The organism is Ureibacillus massiliensis 4400831 = CIP 108448 = CCUG 49529 (genome assembly GCF_000772965.1).
In the GTDB taxonomy this organism is placed as follows: domain Bacteria; phylum Bacillota; class Bacilli; order Bacillales_A; family Planococcaceae; genus Ureibacillus; species Ureibacillus massiliensis.
In genome coordinates this window covers 18273-37582 of record NZ_JPVQ01000016.1, presented here as the reverse complement: position 1 = coordinate 37582, position 19310 = coordinate 18273, and the positions used below count along the sequence as shown (strand labels likewise).

The window sequence follows — 19310 nt, the reverse complement described above, 5'->3', positions numbered from 1 at the left end:
TATCTCCAGTTTTTACTAAACTTTATTGCACACTAACCTCTTCTAAACGTAGACGGTCATCATGTGGTGGTTGGAAATCCACAACACGTTCATTTGCAGCATATAAATCCACAGCCGCGTATAAGTTAACCTCTGGAGCTAATTCATATAGTTTTTCCGTTAATTCTGTAAAGATCGCTGCACGCTCTTCTTGGTCAACTGAATTTCTTTGTTCTTCTAACAAACGTTCTACATCTTCATCCATAAATGATGGGTTCCAGAATTCTCCTGAATGGTACATTAAGTAAGCTGTGTTATCAAAGTCTAAAGTCCATCCACCCCAACCTTGACGATACATTCCACCAGCATTACCATTTGGAATTAAATCTGAGTTTAATGTTGTACTATCTGCTGTTTGGATATTTAATTTAATACCGACTTGTTCTAAGTAAAAGGCAACAGCTTGTGTAATTTCTTTGAAGTTACCATCATTACCAGGAATGACTACATCAATTGTTGTACCTTCTTCCACACCCGCTTCTTCAAGTAATTGTTTTGCTTTTTCTGGATCATATGGATATGGTTTTAGATCTGGATTATACCCAAATGATAATTCACTTTGGAACGTTGCAATCGGAACTCCATAACCACTTAAAATTTCTTCGATTAAAGCGTCACGGTCAATTGCATAGTTAATTGCTTGACGCACTCTTACATCATCTAAAGGTTTAACTGCAGTATCAAAACGTAAGGCAAACGCAGTGGGTGTTGGTACTTCCAATAAGTTTAAATAATTAGTTGAATTAACTGTTTCTACTTGAGCTACTTCAACTCTTTTCATAATGTCGATCGTACCTGTTTGTAGTTCAGCTAAACGAGTTGATGCTTCTGGGATTACTTTAAACGTAACCTTGTCTAATTTCGGTAATCCTTCTTTCCAATAGTCCTCGTTTTTCTCTAACACGATTTCTTGATCTCTTTTATAACCAGTCATTTTGAAAGGACCTGTACCTACAGGGTTATTATCAAAATGTTCCTCACCATTTTCTTGAATATATTGAGGTGGAACGATTACCGCACCATAACTAGCTAATTTTGTTAATAATACTGGATCTACAGTGTTTAAGTGGAAAGTAACAGTATACTCATCATTAACTTCAACTGAATCAATTGAATTGTAATTCGAATACTGTGGACCGGCTTGTCCTTGTTCACCTAATAAACGGTCAAATGTAAATTTAACAGCGTCAGCATTGAACGGCTCACCGTTATGGAAAGTTACACCTTGACGAAGTTTGAACTGAAGTGTTTTGTCATCAAGGTACTCCCAAGATTCTGCTAATCCTGGTTGTAACTCTAAGTCAACATCTCGATCAATTAAGCCTTCAAAAACAGAAGTAGCTACAGTACTCCAATCTAATAAAAATGTATCAATTGGGTCCCAGTTTTGTGGTTCACTAGGAATACCAATAACGATTTCGTTTCCTCTATTTGCTGCCGGGTTTTCTTTGTTTGCTTCTGCACTTTCGTCTTGTGAACTTGAATCACCGCCAGAGCATGCAGTTAATACTAACACTACTGATACAACACAAAGTAATAGCCAATGCTTCATCTTTTTCATTTTATATCCCCCTACTGTTTTATCTGTTGTTATTTATAAAAGCCCATAAGGATATGGTTCTTTATAACCGATACCTACTGAAATTTCTGCTGCAACATTCCAAAGCTCAGTAACAAATTCTTTTATTTGCTGTTGAGAAAATGAAGTAGCGATTCCTGCAATACTTAAAGAGTATTTTACTTGTCCCTCATGATTAAAAATTGGAACTGCAATAGAAAAGGTTCCTTCTTCTAATTCAGAAATACTATATGAATAACCTTCTGTTCTACATTGAACAAGCAACTGTAATACATTGTCTTTCGATTGTGGAGTTCCACTTGCGATTTGATTTAAATTTTTAGAAATAATATAGTCAATTTCCTCTTGTGGCTGGAATGCTAAAATTGTTCTCATACATGCCCCAGCATAGAGAGGCGCCTTTCTTCCAACACGTGTGTATAATCGAACTGGCTTTGTACTTTCGACTTTTTCGATATATAGTCCCTCTTCACCATCTTTATAAGAAAGCTGTACTGCCTCATTAAACTTTTGTTGTAATTCTCTCATAGGTGGTAAAGCAATTTTTCGAATGTCGAATGTCGAAAGAACAACACTTCCCAGTTCTAAAAACTTCAATCCTAAGGAAAAACGGTATCCTTCACCATTTTCGGCGGTAGTTTTTTGTAAAAACTCATTATCTACGAATATTTTTAATAGTCTATAAACTGTAGGTTTTGGTATTTTTGTATACTCCGAAATTTCATCCATAGACCAAATAGGTTTATCACTCGTAAAAAGCTCAAATAACTGAATTCCCTTTTCTAACGTCTTACTCATCGGTTACCTCTTTTCTCATTCAGGATAAAGATGACAAGATACTTTATGTTGAGAATTTCTAGCTGTCAAAACTGGAATTTCGGTCTTACATTGTTCCATACAAGCAAAGCATCTCGTGTGGAACATACAACCACTTGGAGGATTACCTGGACTAGGTACATCCCCTTGGAGCACAATTCTCTCTTTCTTCTCTAAAGGGTGTGATTTTGGTAAAGCAGAGAATAAAGCTTTTGAATAAGGATGTAATGGATTTTTAAATAGTTCATCCTTATCAGCTATTTCAACCATTTTCCCCAAATACATTACACCAATTCGATCGCAGAAATGATGCACAACATTTAAGTCATGTGAGATAAAAATGTATGTTAGGTCCATTTCTTTTTGCAGTTTTCTCATTAGATTCAATACTTGTGATTGAATGGAAACATCAAGTGCCGATACTGGTTCATCTGCAATAATTAACTTTGGACGTGAAACAAGCGCTCTCGCAATGCCAATTCTTTGTCTCTGTCCACCTGAAAATTCGTGTGGCAAACGTTCTAACTGTGCTATTGTAAGTCCAACTTGTTCGGCAACTTCATATACTCTCTTTTTTCTTTCGTTAGCATCCTTTACTCCGAAGTTGATTAAAGGTTCTTCGATTACGTTAAAAATCTTCATCCGCGGATTTAATGAGGCAAATGGGTCTTGGAAGACGATTTGCATATCTCTTCTTGCTTGGCGCATCTCTTTGCCGCTAAGAGTTGAAATATCTTTACCCTCAAACTCTATCTTTCCTGAGGTAGGTTCTAATAATCGAAGAATAGTACGCCCAGTAGTACTTTTACCACACCCTGATTCTCCAACTATCCCGAAAATTTCGCCTTTTTTCACTTCAAAGGATACGTTATCGACTGCTTTAATTCTTTGAACGTTGTTTTTTCCAAATCCCTTTTTGACGATAAAATGTTTTGAGAGATTTTCAACCTTCAATAATGTTTCTTTTTCTTTTACTGCTACTGCCTCCACAAGATCACCTCCATCTTTAATCAGAGTAAAGCCAGCACTGCACTTGAGACTGATCATTAATCATTTTTAGCAATGGTTTTTCATCACATTTTTCTGTTCTAAATTGACAACGTGGTGCAAATCGGCAGCCAGATGGCATATTTGCAGCAGTTGGTACAACTCCTTTGATAGATGATAAAAACTCTTTTTGTTCTTCTATTTTTGGTAGTGAAGCAAGTAACCCTTTCGTATATGGGTGTTTCGGATTATCAAATAACTCTACTACTGTTGATTCCTCTACAACTTCACCAGCATACATTACAATGACTCTGTCGCACATTTCAGCTACAACGCCTAAATCGTGAGTAATAAGTACAATCGACATATCCATTTGCTTCTGAAGCTTTTTCATTAGTTCAAGTATTTGCGCTTGAATTGTTACGTCTAATGCAGTTGTAGGCTCGTCTGCTATTAAAATTTCGGGGTTGCAGGATAGTGCAATTGCAATCATAACCCTTTGTCTCATACCTCCTGATAATTGGTGAGGATATTCATTAAACACTTCCTCAGCTCTCGGAATTCCAAGGGTTTTCAACATATGTATTGCATGACTTTTTGCTTCTGCTTTTTTCATCTTGTTATGGCTTAGAATCATTTCGACAATTTGATCCCCGATTGTAAAAACGGGATTTAAGGAGGTCATCGGTTCTTGGAAAATCATTGATACCTTCTTACCTCGAACAGATCTCCAAACCTTATCTTTGACACCCACCATGTTTTGATTTCTTATTTCAATGTTTCCATTTTGATACTCGATACCTGGTGGCAGTAAACCCATCAACGATAATGACGTCAAACTTTTTCCGCAGCCAGACTCACCAACAATCCCCAACGTTTCGCCCTTTTTCAAATCGAAGGTTACTCCGTTTACAATTGGAATTTGCCGTTTCCCGTCCCGGATTCCAAGTTTTAAATCCTTTACTTCTAATACGCTTTCGGCCAATGGAATTCACTCCCTTTTTAGTTTTTTAACCTAATACTGTGAAAAAATATTTTGAGTATGTAGATTTCAATACACATTACATACACCATTTAATAATTTCATTTTGTGAAATCAAGAGTTCAAATTTTGAAATCTTTATTGTTTTTATTTTATTCTCAATTATCTAACAATTTCAATGCCAAAAAGAGATGATATTAATCTAATGTTAAGATTGTTATAATATTATAAAATTTCAGATAAGTAGTTGACGCTTTTAGAATCCATTGATAACTCCTGTTTTTACGGCAATACTATTCGAATTTGACTGATTAACTAAGTATCATTCCATGTCATGTGATGTCGAAAAATAAAACCACAAATACTGAGTATTTGTGGTCTAAATTCATTACGCTTTTTTCTTTGCTGGTGTTTTTCGTTTTCGTACTGTAGGTTTCTTTGTTTTGTCTAGTGATGCTTGTAAAGCCGCCATTAAATCTGTCATATCTGAAGGTACTTTCGTTTCCTTCTCAGTCGCTGTTACGACAACCTCACCAGATTTTTTCTTCTCGATAAGTTCAAGTAGCGCTGTTCGATAATCATCGTTATACTTTTCAGGATCAAATTTTTCTGTTAATTGTTCAATTAACATTAAAGCTGTATCCAGTTCTTTATCAGCTATCTTATCTTCACTCGGTATATTAGGAACTTCATCAGCCTTTCTTACTTCATCTGGAAAATGAATTGTCTCCATTAACAATGTGTCACCATAAACTCGAACGATTGCTAGCTGTTCCTTTGAACGAATTGTAATTTTGGCAACACCAATTTTTCCAGATTCTTTTAATGCACTTCTTAGTAATGCATATGCTTTACCACCACCACTATCTGGTGCTAGAAAGTAACTACGTTCGAAATATATTGGATCAATTTCATCTAATTGAACAAATTCAATAATTTCGACTGCTTTATCTTCACTTTCTTTCTTCAAGTTTTCTAACTCTTCGTCATCAAGTACAACGAATTTATTTTTAGAATATTCATAAGCCTTTACGATATCTTCATTTCCTACTTCCTTATCACATACAGGACATACTTTTTTATAGTTGATCGGACTATTACATTCTTTATGCAATTGGCGCAATTTAATATCTTTATTTTCCGTTGCAGTATGTAATTTCACCGGAATATTCACAAGACCAAAACTAATACTACCTTTCCAAACTGTATGCACCTTCATCACCGCCTTTTTTCTTATTATGTTGTTCTCTGCATTGTTCTATGTATAACTACTACATTTATCCTAAAACTAAAGAAAAAAGAGGTTTATGATAATGAAACCAATGCTTTTAACCGCATCAGAAGAATTACCTTCAACAAAAGATTGGCTATATGAAGTGAAATATGATGGGTTTCGTTGCATCATTCACTGGGATAAAACTGGGATTCAAATAATGAGTCGAAATGAAAAAGAATTAACAAATTTCTATCCCGAGATCGTAACATTTTCTGAAAAGGCAAAGGACAAAATTTATCCTTTCCTTCCTTTAACGTTAGATGGGGAAATTTGCTACCTTATAAATAACTATAAAAGTAATTTTTCAGTTGTTCAAACTCGTGGAAGAATGCGAAATGAAGATGTGATTCTAAATAGTGCAAACAAATTTCCTTGTAATCTTATCGTATTCGACCTTATCCGATATAAAGGATTAGATATATCTGATTATGTCCTAAATGAGCGAAAGGCATTGTTAAAATCTCTTTTTGAAGCAATTGGTTTTTCGACAACAATTGATTACGTAAAAAAAGGCCATATTCAATTAATAGATGTATTTCAAAAAGATCAAATAGCAATTGATACAGTAAAAATTCATGGTGGAGAAGGAGTAGTTGCAAAGCATCAATCTAGTACGTGGGACAGTAGTGTACGAACAACTCAATGGTTAAAAGTGAAAAATTGGTTTTATGTAACTGTCATTTTGACCAAATATGATCAAGAAAATGGCTATTTCCACGGATCTATTTATAGAGAAGATCAACTAATTGAAATCACCGTTTTTAAGCATGGATTTTCAGAACAAGAATTTCAAACACTTGTTACTTTTTTTAAAAGAAATGGTCGACAAGTAACATCTGAAACTTGGGAAATGGACCCTTCCATTTGTGTAGACATTGCATGTATTGATTTTGACGGTAAAAAGTTGAGAGAACCTCGTTTTTCAAAATTTCGATTTGATTTGCAACCAGAATTCGTTAATTGGAAAACAATGATTAGACAATTAAATCCAATACCTGAAAAGGTACAAGTTACACATCCTGATAAACCGATTTGGCCAAAGTTAAATATTGATAAGGACGATTATTTGTATTATTTACAACATGTGTCACCATATTTTTTACCTTTTCTTAAAAATCGTTATTTAACAGCAATCCGTTATCCCCACGGTATTCCTGGTGAAAGCTTTTATCAAAAAAATGCACCTGATTACAAACCCTCATTTATTGCTACAAAAATGGAGGAAGATATAAATTACATTTTGTGTAATAATATTGAGACGTTACTATGGTTAGGAAATCAGGTTGTTATCGAATTTCATATCCCTTTTCAAACCGTGGATACACATTATCCAACTGAAATTGTTTTCGACCTAGATCCACCATCAGTGAATGAATTTTCTTTAGCTATCGAAGCAGCAGTAATGATGAAGTCAATTTTTGACCAATTTGGATTAGTTTCCTTTGTAAAAACATCAGGCGGAAAAGGATTGCAGGTGTATATCCCTTTGCCTAAAAATGCCTTTACCTACGAGGATACTCGTATTTTCACGGAATTTGTATGTACATTTTTATGTGAACAAGAGCCTAATTGGTTTACAATGGAGCGCTTGAAAAAGAATCGCGGTCAAAAGCTTTATCTTGATTTCATTCAACATGCCTATGGGAAAACAATTATAGCCCCTTATTCACCAAGAGGGAATGAACAAGGCTTAATTGCCACACCACTGAACTGGGAGGAAATAAATGAAAACCTTACACCAGCTTTATTTTCTCTACCACAGGTAATTGAGAGATTGAGAATTAACGGGGACCCATTCCGAGAATTTAGAGAAGTCGGAGAAAAACAAAATTTTAGTAAGGTACTTCAGAATTTAAAACAATTAGTAGAAGAGCGTAAGGGAAAATAAGACCTTCATTAGAACTTTTTCTAGGAAGGTTTTATTTATTGATTAGACTTGGTATTTCATTTAAATGTAGAACTCTTAACTTATATACTTGATAACACATTATGATAATAATCCATACATCAATCAAGTCGCCCCCATAATACATCGTCATTGCTCCTAATTCAGCATCAGCCTTTGATACACCTGAGGGAGGATTTGCATAAATCCACTTTGATAAAATATTATGTCCCGCCAACGCACAAATGAATACGAGTGTTCTGAATCGAAAAGTCGTACGATGTGGAGTAGGATCTATATAAATCATAGAAGCTGTAAAAACATACCCTGCTAAAAAAACATGTACATGAACTAGTATATAAAGAAGCACAGACTGATGCATCGCTTCAAAAAGATCAGTTGTGTATAAAATCCATAGACCTCCAATATTCAGCACACTCGCCACTAAAGGATGACTAATAATTTGAACATACCTACTCCTTAACACCATACTTACTTTCCTTGCATGGTTTACTTTTAATATCCTAAGTAATAAGGTGATCGGTGCAGATATTACAATGAGTAATGGGCCAAGCATCCCTAGCAAAAGATGTCCAACCATGTGAGCTGTAAAATTCGTATGGGAAAGCATTGCAATTGGGCCGATCAGGGCAGTTGCAATACATATTATACCGAGACTAAAGCTAACAATCCGATAAATTGGCCAAGCTCTATAATTTTTTTTCGTCGATACAACTGCATATAGATACAATACAATCAATAGTTGAAATGGGATACTCCATAGGAACATTTCAAACAGATTATATGTAACATGATTCGTATGTTCATGTTGCAACTTGTCCCTCACTCACTCTCTCTGCTTTTTTAGCCTTTCGAATGACAACAAGTCCAATAATGATGAGTGCTGCAGCTAAAACATTCCATATCAAATCATAATAAAATGTTTCTACATTATAGCGTATCTGATGAATTCTCATAATTTTATGTTGAATAATACCATCATATAGATTGAACACCCCTGCTCCAAGCATATACGAACCAAACCATCGCCTTTTCTTCCAAGCTTTCTGTTTACGTAAATACGCTACCATAAAAAGGCTACCAACCGTTGCAAACCAGCTAAACGCATGAAATAATCCATCGGAAATTAGACCAACACTTGTCGTTGATAAGTCATAAAAATGATGCCAATGTAATAATTGGTGAAAAATTGCTTCATCCAAAAATGCTACTGCTCCTAAGCCAAATAAAATACCTGACCAAAAGTTCATTGAATCAATTGTACGTTTATTCGTTCTCAAATTATTCATCCTCATTCATTTTTTGTTATCCATAAATTTTAGTTTTACCCAAATATGACCAATTTAAAATGAGTGGGATGAAAATGTAAAAAAAGATGGCTATTTTCATAGCCATCTCCTCAAGTTTTATCTTTTCACAACGTTGAAATTTTCATTTATTAAGAGCCAATTTTGTGGGAATGGGAAGCCTAGTTTCCAATAACTAATTCCGCGGACTCCTAAACGCTTCATTAAATTAAATTTCGCTTGGATCGATCTTGCATCTTCAAACCAAACTTTATGGGCATTCCCTTCATTATCAACATAATTAAAATTTGGTGCTTGCGCTTCATAGTCGTATTGAATTACCGCATTGTTTTCTCTTGCAATTTCCAGCGCTCTTTGTGGACTAACCGCTCGAGCATACTCCCCACCTTCAACGAATGGAAGTTGCCAATCGTATCCATAAAGGTTTTGACCCATCATAATTTTGTTTGCGGGCATTTCAGTTAAGGCATATTGTATGACATCTTCAACTGGACCAATTGGCGAAACAGCCATTGGCGGCCCACCAGAATATCCCCACTCATATGTCATTAAAACAACAAAGTCAACGATTTCTCCATGTGCTCTATAATCATGAGCTTCATACCACTGTCCAGCCTGTTCAGCGCTTGTTTTTGGTGCTAACGCAGTGGAAATTAAGAACCCTTCACCATGTAAGTATTCCGCTGCTCTTCTTAAAAAGTTATTGTAAGCTTCCCTTTGATCTCCTGGTAAAAATTCGAAATCAAAATGAATGTCCGACACACTTCCAATTCTTTGAGCTTCTTCCACAATGTTTTCGAGAAGAACTTCCTGTACTGCTTCACTCTGCAAAATTGCTCTTCCTAAATCGCCGCTAAATTGGCCTTCCTCTAAGTTGGTCACAACCATCATTAAAGAAGCGCCGGTTTCTCTTGCGACTTCTGGTATTCCCTCAATTGGCATTAATTCTATACTTCCATCTCTTCTTGCTTCATAGCTAAAAGGTGCTAAATACGTTAAGTATTGACCGACACTTCTTGCGTCATCCAATAACGCCTGACTAACAGTTTCTCCCGTCGGCTCAATATAAATATTCACTTCGGCATCTGTTTTTTCCATTGGTGGAATATAAAGTCTTAACCCCACCCACAATTGTTGATTGGGGTTAAGCCCATTGATTTGAGCAAGATTATTTGGATTAAGGCCAAATCGCTGTGCTACCGAGTACAAAGAATCACCTTGTTGAACCCAATAAAAACTGCCTACAATCGGAATCACAAGCGCTTGCCCCACGACTAGTTGATCTGTTTCTGCTAATTGATTTGCTTGTAAAATATTTTGATAGTTTATACCATATGCTTGTGATATCCCCCATACCGACTCACCTTGCCGTACAACATGAATTTGGATGATAACACTCCTTCTATCACTTTTTCACTAAATGGACGCTGTAGGTCGCTTTTGTCCATATCAATTAATTTTATGATTCAATATCAAAATACATAACAAATCACAACTATAAAAATACCCGTAAAAGTTTGATCATTTTCAAACTTTTACGGGTATTCCTCATTACAGCTAGCATTAATTCACTAGATTATGCTCATATAGATAATCGTAGGTAATGTCAACAAATAAATACTCCTTATCACTTATTGCCATTGAATATGTACGTGTTAACTCACCTGTCTCGATATCACTATAGATTGCAGATAATTCACCTTTTTCGTCATTTCGCATTTTGATGATGTTGAAAAGGAAGTAAGGACGCCAGCTCCAGTTCTTACCAATTGCACTTTCTTGTACATTCCATACACCATTTTTAAACATGATGTTCGGTGAAGTTTGAAACCCTTCTTCATTACAAATATAAAAACGAAATGCATATGCCTCTAACTTTTTAGCTAATTGTAGTAAATTTTCCACATCACAGCTTGATGGTTTAATCATCTCCACTATGGTTGCTATCATTTTCTGCAGCTTTTTCATTTCCTCATATTTTATTTCAAGTTGCTTTTTCTCAGCAGATATAAAATGCTGACATTCACTTCGAAATTTTTCCTTCAACGTGTCACGTGGGATATACTCTTTAGTGGGCTTTTGCAAATAAGGACCTTTAAAATATCGCGCACCATTTTTCCAAGCATGATGAAGCTGATAGTCAGTCTGTATATGATCAAACATGAGTGTTGCACCAATTTTAACAGCTAGTGATTGAATCGTTTTAAACACATGGTTTTGTGCCCCCCAATTATTATAATTCAATTGAGTAACATTGATTTTCAATATTGCTGGTTCAAGCATTAATATTTGGTCCAATTTACTTTCAGAACCGATATTATCTAAAGCAATCTTTACCCCATACGTTTTAATATATCGTATCGGATGTTGCAATTGCTCAAATTCCCCTTTATATTTATGCTCTGGAATTACTAAATAAATATGAGGTAATAGGGACTCTTCAACTAAATTTTTTAAGATTTGAAAATAAGAATCTCCGAAATCCTCCATTAATAAATTCGGATTACATGGCAATAATAAATTCACTTCTCGCAATTGATCTGTTGCAAGCTTAATCGCTTTTTCCACAACATAATGCTCTATTTCTATACGTAAATCCGCCGGAATCGATTCATCGTAAGTATAATCAACAATTTTGTAGCTTTTACCTTCGTTTGCAATTTGACCTATTACTTCATAAGCAACTAGAACATGCTCATCCGCACTATAAATTGGTTCAAACTCTATTTCTATATCGTCTAATCTATCTAAAATATCGAGAACATTCATCCTTCAAACCCCCACACACAAATTTCACTGGCAAAGCTATTAAATTAATTATACACGAAATCATATATTACAAAAAGTTGCGTGTATGAATTTTTTTGAATAATAATTTATAAATATACATCATTTTATTCATTTTTAATATAAGGGAAAATGCCTATTTAAGCCAATCATATGATTAATTATGATTTCATCAACAATAAAAGCACTGATTAGTAATCGCTTTTTAGAAAAAACCACCTCTCAAAAGCTGAGAAGTGGTTTTGATTGTCATTTTATATTGTTTAATGTGCTTTTTTTGAATTTGTTACACGTTTTAAGAAGAATGAAAGTACTAATGCAATTACTGTGAATAAAGTCGCTACTAAAAACGACAGATGAATTCCCTCAAGCAATGCTTGTTGTGTTAACGCTTCTTCTGTAATCATAGTACCACTAGCCATTGCTTCTTTTGCAATATCAGCCCCAGCTGAAGCTGCTCGTTCACCCATAACTGCAACAAGTATTGCCGTACCAATTGAACCTGCAACTTGTTGAATCGTATTGTTTGCAGCTGTACCATGTGGATAAAGTTTTGCTGTTAGTGAATTTAATCCATTTGTCATAATCGGCATCATAACAAGAGAGATCCCAAACATACGGATTGTGTATACAAAAATAATGTAGAAATAACTTGAATCAATTTGAAGCTTTGCTAATAGATATGTTGAGATTCCTGTAATAATTAAACCTGTAATTGCTAATGGTTTCGGGCCAATTTTATCGAATAATCTACCTGTAATCGGCGACATAATTGCCATCACTATAGCACCTGGAAGCATCATTAAACCTGATTCCATTGGCTCAATTCCACGAACTTGTTGAACATATGCAGGTGTTAAAATCATACCACCCATCATTGACATTGATAAAACAGCACTAATAATTGCTGCGAGAGCATACATTGGTGATTTAAAAATCCCCATATCTAATACTGGTGTTTCCAATTTTAGCTGTCTGATTACAAACCAAGTAACGCCAATAATTCCAATAATAAGTGTAGTAATTACAATAGGATCAGTCCAGCCATCATTACCTGCAGTACTGAAACCGTAAAGTAGTCCACCAAAACCTATCGTTGAAAGAACTATGGAAAAATAATCTAATGTAACTTTTTTATTTGGTAACACATTTTCGAGCTTCCAAAAGCTAAATAATAGACTCAATATAGCGAATGGTAAAATCATTTCAAATAATACTCGCCAATTGAAGTGTTCAACAATATATCCAGATAATGTAGGCCCAATTGCAGGTGCAGCAATCATAACTAATCCGAACATCCCCATCGCAGCACCGCGCTTTTCAACGGGGAAACTGATTAGCATAACATTCATTAATAATGGCGCCATAAATGAAGACCCTACTGCCTGAATTATTCGCCCAGCAAGTAGCACTGCGAATGTTGGAGCGATTGCAGCAAGAAGTGTACCTAGTGCAAAAATAATCATTGCTACAATAAATAAAGGTCTTGTTTTATATCGGGTAATAAAATATGCAGATGCAGGAATAAGTACCCCACTAACTAACATATACCCTGTTGCTAACCATTGTCCTGTTGCATAGCTTACTCCTAAATCACTTGTTATCGTTGGTAGCGCAACAGCCAATAGTGTATTATTTAAAAAAGCAACAAAAGCACCCACAAATAAAATGGCAATCATTAAATACGGGGGCTTTTGAGGAGTTTGTTCTGTATGTGTATTCATAAGTATTATATTCACTCTCTCTTTTCTTTCATTTCATATAGCTGAAATACATTTTATACCCGTAGTCTATTTTTTACAAGAAATAAATTTATTTTTTTAAATCCGCTGAATTGTAAGTGTTTACAAAGTATACTTGTGGTATAATTTTAAGTAATAAAGTGCAAATAGGGTGATCAAATGAATAATCGAAAACGCCAAATTATTAATGCAGCTCGTAAATTATTTATAGAAAAGGGTTTTAACGATACATCTATTATGGACATTATTGCTTCAGCAAATGTATCAAAGGGGACTTTTTATAATCACTTTACTTCGAAAAATGAATGTTTAATTGCTATTTTAGAGGAAAGTAGAGAAGTAACAGTTAATAGACGATTTGAAGTTGCCATGAATGAAGATCCTACCGATTTCAATGTTCTCGTCAAACAAATATCACTATTGCTTCATGTAAACCGAGAGCACAATTTGTTAGAAATATTTGAGTCCATATCAGGTTTTAAAGATGCTGAGCTTAAAGAGGTATTAGAAAAGCATACGATTCAAGAATTAAATTGGTTAGCCAATCGACTTGTTGATGTTTTCGGAGAGGAAATAAGAAGTGTTTCCTACGATTGCGCTATTTCCTTATTTGGAATATTGTTCCAAACACTTCGAACAATTTCTATTACAACAAAACAAAATAAATCCCCTGAAAATATAATTTTTCCCATTTTAAAACGTATAGAAAGTATGCTTCCACATCTTGTCTCGTCGAGTGATCTAATCATTACACCGGATATTGTTCAAGCATTACGAAGTAAAATCGAAGAAAAAGTTATTAAAAAAGAAGACTTAGTAAAACAACTGCAAGGATTTATTGAAAATTTAACCGAGTTAGATTCAGAAAAAGGGAAAGAATATGCTGAATTTATATTATGTGAATTAAATTCATCCAAAGGTAATTATTCTATTCTCGAGGTAGTTGTTGCTGCTTTTAATAAATCCTTTAGAAACTCACGACATGAAGCTGAAGCACATGAGATATCTGTTCACCTATGGCGTTATATGCACAAAAAGAAGGCAGAACTTTTGTAAGCCATACTTTTATCCCTCTTCTATAGAGTAAATGTGAATAGTTTTTTTGAAATTAACCTAGATTTAACCTTTAACTCTTACAATTTAACCTAGGGATTTTTTGAAGTAATACAAAATTTCATTGTCTCTAAAAAAACGGAGTTGGTGGTGTAAATATTATGAAAAAGTTATTAATTGGTGCAGCATTAACAGCTAGCTTTGTACTTGTTACTGTTGGACCACCGTCTGCTAAAGCAGCACAAAGTAATTTAGAAAATATCGGTACTAGTAACATCAGTCAGATAAATTTAGAAGGTATGGATATTGAAAGTGCTCTGCTTATGGTTCAGCAACAAAGAACGAAATTACTTGATGAACAGCTTAACCAACAAATATTAGAGGTTCAAAAGAGGAATGAACAGGCTAGCCAAATGAATAATGTACACCTTATTTTAAAAGCAATGAATGATGAGCTAGGTTTAATTTTATTGAATTCTCAACAAAGCATCGATACGTCCACATTAAGTGATCATCTAACTGAGTTGAATGCAATTTATCAAAGCATCGGGATGGATAAATTAGATTTAAACTTTGACTCAACTCAAAAGGAACATTTAGTTAATTTAAAGTCGAAAGTTGAAATTGAATTGACTAAAGTGAAAACCTACCTTGACAGTATAAGCAATTCACAGCAGATGGATATGCTACGTCTTCAATCATTGTCAAATAAACGCAATGAAACTTTCAATACAATGACTCAATTTATTAACAAAATGAATGAGAGCCGTTCAAAAATTTTAGAAAATTTCCGTTAGTATTAAAAGTAGTAAATCTAAAGAACCTTGTATAACTATTACACATCCATTTGGGTGTGTGTTTTTCTTATTCCTTTGTTGATAATCACAATTACCGATCAATGTAGCTTTTAAGGTAGCTAGTAAAAAATTTAGGCTCTATACTGAATGTGGTGGTGTGGTCAGTACAATCAAGAGTTTGACAACTTTCTAAAAAAAGCAAAAAAAATAACATCCTACTCACTCTTTTTGATACCTTTAATGTGGCGCAAAAAAGGAATGGAGTTAGTAAGGATGCAAGAACATTTTATCATGGAACTACTAGGAATTAAAGATAAACACGTTGAACTATGGGACATGAAAGAAGAAAACCGGGAATTTCACTTCTGGCTTCAAACAAAACAAAGGAAACAAACTTGTCCTAATTGTGGTACTAAAACAAAACGAGTTCATAGTTATCGTACTCAAAAAATTAAAGGACGTCTGATAGAAGATCGACCTGTAAAAATTCATCTACGAAAAAGACGATATTTATGTACAGCTTGTAAGAAGACTTTTTATGAAAAAGTGGGATTTATCAAACGTTATCAACGTCATACTACATCCCTTGAACAACAGGTATTAACGTATGTGGGAGAGAACTCTTTTAAGGATGTTGGGAAAATGGCCGGGGTAAGCACAAATCTAGTGATGCGCCTATTTGATCAGCGTCGAATCAAGGTGCAACGTATACTCCCAGCTATAATTGCCATTGACGAATTTAAAGGAGATGCCGATAAAGAAAAGTTTCAGACGATTATTGTAGATGTGCAAAATAAAAAAATCATTGATGTTCTCCCAGATCGTCTAAGTAAAACCATAGAAAACTATTTCCGAAAATGTGACACAAGTGAAGTAAAAGTGGTCGTTATGGATTTATCCAAACGTTTTAAAGATGCGGTTCGAAAAGCCCTTGGAAACCCTTTAATCGTTGCGGATCGATTTCACTATATGAGACAGGTTTATTGGGGGTTTGATAAGGTGAGAAGAGAAGTACAAAATGAACTTCGAAAAGAAGATCGTATTCTCTGTAAAAGAAGTAAAGAACTTTTATGGAAATCACCGTTTAAACTAACAGATGATCAAAAAAGTAGAGTCAAAGAATTGTTAAAAGATAAGCCAAGATTGCAAGAAGCGTATGTATTAAAAAATAAATTAGATGAATGGTTTAAAACAAGCAATAGCAATACGGCTAAAGCAGGTCTTGAACGCTGGTGTGAATTAGCAGAGAATTCAAATATAGAGGCATTTCATTCAGTTGTTGGAACATTTAAACGATGGAAAACAGAGATTTTAAACTCGTTTGTCTATCTATATAGTAATGGCTATATTGAGGGAGTAAACAATACAACTAAGGTTATAAAACGCAAGTCTTACGGAATTAAGTCTTTCGCAAGATTAAGAAAGAAAATATTATGGCGTCAAATTGTAAGAGAAGTGAGTGTATAAAAGGTACACTCACTTCGAAGAGTGGGTATTTTGGATTTTTTTGGTGGATTAAACACCACCACATTTGACAAAGAACCAAAATTTATAACTATATTTCCATATTCCATTAAAAAAGCCTTGTAGTATCACTACAAGGCCTTTTGGTTATGTTCACTTACGATACGTTAATTTATATCATTTAGTAATGCTTCTTCCTCTAGTTTAATTAGTTCTTCAAATGGAAGAACATCGTCACCAGAAGGAATACCATGTGAAAATTCGATTTTTTCATTAACGTTTGATTTTGATTGATCTAATGAAAGTTTAAAGCTAAATGCTTCACCTTCAGCTGTAATCGTAATATCAATTGTACTTTCATCATAGCTAATATAATTGTCCTCACTAATTACTATGATTTCATCTAATTGATTAATTTTTAAATATTTATTAATCTCTGAAGCTACTTCATCAATATTAATTTCTTCAGTAGCGAATAATTCTTTCGCTAATGCAAGATCTTCATCTGTTAGTCCTAAAGCTTTAATGTATTCAGGATTATCTAATACCTCTAATAATTGAGGTAATAATTCATTAACGACTTTATCTAAAAATGGTTTTAATGTTTCATTCGTTAATTCAAATTTAATTACTTTACTAGCATCTACACCTTCTGGAACTGTTACAGTACTTAAATCGATTTCTTTATAGAAATCTTTTCCTAGTAAATCAACGAATAGGTTAATAATGTCTGCATTTAGTTTCGTTTGTAACTCCATATCAAATGTTGAAGCAGGCTGTCCAGATAACTCAGCTAGTTCTATAAGATCAAATTCAATAAATTTCCCTTTAAGCGCTTCTGGTAATGGTAATAGTGGAGAATCTGGAAGTTTGATCCACATTTTTTCTTCTGTCATGACCATTGGTATAGTGAATGTTGATTGAATGTCACCTTTTAATGAAACGTTAATATCCGCTTCAAATTGCATAGGGTCTTTTTGGTATGCACCTGTGATATCAATTTGAACATCTTTTAATACTTCAAACCATGCTGCAACTTCTGGTGTTTCCTCATCAATCTCAGGTAAAATAAGACCTAAATCCATATTTGCTTCAAACTCGTAAGTATTTAGGTTTAGTTCATTTGTATAAACTTCTTTCAATAAATCTACAACACCTGTATTTTCCTCATTAGGATCTAGAGCTTTCGACAGGAAAGCTACAAAATGAGCACGTGTTGTTGGTACAGAAGGTTTAAATGTTTTATCTTCATATCCAGCTGTAATGTTATTTGCATATAGTGCATCAATTGCTGCATATGCATAATAATCTTTCTTTACATCTTTGAAAGTTGAAGTTTTATTTCCTTTTAAGTCAAATGCGTTTGTTAAGATTGTAGCCATTTGAGCTCGCGTAAGTGGCTTGTTAGGTTCAAACTTATTATTACTCCCTGACATAATACCTGCATTTGTAACCGCAGCTATTTCTTTAACGTAAGGATGGTCTGCTTTAATATCTTTATATTGGATAGTACTTACATTCTCAGTATCCAATTCTAATGCATTTGTTAGCATAATTGCAGCTTGTCCACGAGTAACCTTTTGATTTGGACGGAAAGTTTGATCTTCATAACCTTTTATAATACCCGCCTCAACAAATTCGTTGATAATATCCTTAGCCCAATAATTCTCTGCAACATCTTTAAAAGAACCTGCTGCATGCGCTTGTTGAATTGGTAAAGCAAGGATTAAAAGTAAAGCGAGTAAAAATGAGGCAATTCTATTTTTCTTCATCTCAATCTCCCTTTCTGTTAAATTATTTAAAATATCTAACAATATATAAATTGTAACATAGATTTCCATTGGATTTTAACGATATCCTCAATAAAAGCAAATTTAGAACTTTTTACTTATTTTGGATGACAATATGACTAATTAAGTTTATTTTTCTCTTTATAACTTAAGAGATTGAACAAACCTACAAAAGTTGCTGAACTTTTAAAGGTTTGTTTCTTATTACAACATACAAAAAAGGAAGAACACCTTTCTTATCATAGGCGTACTTCCCTTTATTCTATATATTGAATTAATAATCTTCCACATATTTTCAAACTTAAGTCCTAAGTTTCCTTTTCCTTATCCAAATCGGTATCAAAATCCTCCGAAAATTCTGTTTGAAGATTATTGACACGATTATAATTATTTGGCCGATCTACATCTTCAAAAACATGATCTCTTAAATATCTATGGAAATATAGTTCCCCAGCCGCGATAAACAAAGCCGATAAAAATGCAGCAGACAATACAGCTACGTTATTATTAAACAAAAATGAGCCTAAAACCCAAACTCCTAAAAAGGCAAGAATAAAATCCCCAACAGCAGCACCTATATTTCCAGTTAACGGTAAAATGAATATATCTCCAACAAATGCAATTACAGTTAGTAGTGCACTTATAATAAGTATATCTCCAAAAGATACGCCAAAAAACAGTCCTAAAACAATCCATAAAACAGCTACTGTCATAACGAGTTTAATAAAAAACGCTTTTGTATAATTCACTAAACATCTCTCCTTTCTTAAACTCATAATTAGATT

General features: G+C 34.1%; 16 protein-coding genes. 4 read left to right on the top strand and 12 right to left on the bottom strand.

Annotation, left to right across the window (positions count from 1 at the left end; all coding sequences use genetic code 11):
- Window positions 1–22 precede the first annotated feature (22 nt).
- The 5 genes from CD30_RS10160 to ku form a co-directional block, all read right to left on the bottom strand.
- On the bottom strand, window positions 23–1600 hold the full coding sequence (locus CD30_RS10160) for an ABC transporter substrate-binding protein (protein ID WP_036176242.1): 1578 nt from the start codon (window positions 1598–1600) through the stop codon (window positions 23–25).
- A 33-nt stretch (window positions 1601–1633) separates the two neighbouring features.
- Window positions 1634–2416, bottom strand: a complete 783-nt coding sequence (locus CD30_RS10155; RefSeq protein ID WP_036176239.1) for an IclR family transcriptional regulator — start codon at window positions 2414–2416, stop codon at window positions 1634–1636.
- A gap of 15 nt (window positions 2417–2431) precedes the next feature.
- Window positions 2432–3424, bottom strand: a complete 993-nt coding sequence (locus CD30_RS10150) for an ABC transporter ATP-binding protein (RefSeq protein WP_036176236.1) — start codon at window positions 3422–3424, stop codon at window positions 2432–2434.
- 16 nt (window positions 3425–3440) lie between these two features.
- Window positions 3441–4406: an ABC transporter ATP-binding protein gene (locus CD30_RS10145; RefSeq protein WP_036176234.1), complete on the bottom strand. Its 966-nt coding sequence runs from the start codon at window positions 4404–4406 to the stop codon at window positions 3441–3443.
- A gap of 385 nt (window positions 4407–4791) precedes the next feature.
- Window positions 4792–5616, bottom strand: a complete 825-nt coding sequence (gene ku, locus CD30_RS10140) for a non-homologous end joining protein Ku (RefSeq protein WP_036176232.1) — start codon at window positions 5614–5616, stop codon at window positions 4792–4794.
- A gap of 100 nt (window positions 5617–5716) precedes the next feature.
- Here ku and CD30_RS10135 point away from each other — a divergent pair, with 100 nt between their 5' ends.
- Entirely contained in the window at window positions 5717–7567 is a 1851-nt protein-coding gene (locus CD30_RS10135) for a DNA ligase D (RefSeq protein WP_036176230.1), read from the top strand.
- 31 nt (window positions 7568–7598) lie between these two features.
- Here CD30_RS10135 and CD30_RS10130 read toward each other — a convergent pair whose 3' ends face one another.
- The 5 genes from CD30_RS10130 to CD30_RS10110 form a co-directional block, all read right to left on the bottom strand.
- The gene (locus CD30_RS10130) at window positions 7599–8399 is read right to left on the bottom strand and encodes a cytochrome c oxidase assembly protein (RefSeq protein WP_235802043.1); all 801 of its coding nucleotides are present in this window, start codon (window positions 8397–8399) and stop codon (window positions 7599–7601) included.
- Window positions 8389–8874 (bottom strand): DUF2243 domain-containing protein, encoded by a 486-nt coding sequence (locus CD30_RS10125; RefSeq protein WP_052126138.1) that lies wholly within the window; start codon window positions 8872–8874, stop codon window positions 8389–8391. The genes CD30_RS10130 and CD30_RS10125 overlap by 11 nt, the downstream gene beginning before the upstream one ends.
- 117 nt (window positions 8875–8991) lie before the next feature.
- A complete protein-coding gene (locus CD30_RS10120) occupies window positions 8992–10281 on the bottom strand; it encodes a glycoside hydrolase family 18 protein (RefSeq protein ID WP_036176227.1) in 1290 nt (429 codons plus the stop codon).
- A gap of 174 nt (window positions 10282–10455) precedes the next feature.
- A complete protein-coding gene (locus CD30_RS10115; protein ID WP_036176224.1) occupies window positions 10456–11661 on the bottom strand; it encodes an EAL-associated domain-containing protein in 1206 nt (401 codons plus the stop codon).
- A 281-nt stretch (window positions 11662–11942) separates the two neighbouring features.
- Complete coding sequence (locus CD30_RS10110) at window positions 11943–13403, bottom strand: MDR family MFS transporter (protein WP_036176222.1); 1461 nt, start codon at window positions 13401–13403, stop codon at window positions 11943–11945.
- Window positions 13404–13580: 177 nt separating this feature from the next.
- On the opposite strand from CD30_RS10110, the gene CD30_RS10105 reads away from it, so the two are divergent.
- The 3 genes from CD30_RS10105 (at window position 13581) to CD30_RS10095 (ending at window position 16738) form a co-directional block, all read left to right on the top strand.
- Window positions 13581–14477: a TetR/AcrR family transcriptional regulator gene (locus CD30_RS10105; RefSeq protein WP_036176219.1), complete on the top strand. Its 897-nt coding sequence runs from the start codon at window positions 13581–13583 to the stop codon at window positions 14475–14477.
- Between the two features lie 158 nt (window positions 14478–14635).
- On the top strand, window positions 14636–15271 hold the full coding sequence (locus CD30_RS10100; protein ID WP_052126137.1) for a hypothetical protein: 636 nt from the start codon (window positions 14636–14638) through the stop codon (window positions 15269–15271).
- A gap of 273 nt (window positions 15272–15544) precedes the next feature.
- A complete protein-coding gene (locus CD30_RS10095; RefSeq protein WP_036176341.1) occupies window positions 15545–16738 on the top strand; it encodes an ISL3 family transposase in 1194 nt (397 codons plus the stop codon).
- Between the two features lie 164 nt (window positions 16739–16902).
- Here the strand turns inward: CD30_RS10095 and CD30_RS10090 are convergent, their stop codons facing one another.
- Both CD30_RS10090 and CD30_RS10085 read right to left on the bottom strand, forming a co-directional pair.
- Entirely contained in the window at window positions 16903–18507 is a 1605-nt protein-coding gene (locus tag CD30_RS10090) for an S-layer homology domain-containing protein (protein WP_170215824.1), read from the bottom strand.
- A 326-nt stretch (window positions 18508–18833) separates the two neighbouring features.
- Window positions 18834–19274 carry a YndM family protein gene (locus CD30_RS10085; protein ID WP_036176212.1) on the bottom strand — a complete coding sequence of 147 codons (441 nt, stop codon included), beginning with the start codon at window positions 19272–19274 and terminating at the stop codon, window positions 18834–18836.
- Window positions 19275–19310: the final 36 nt, after the last annotated feature.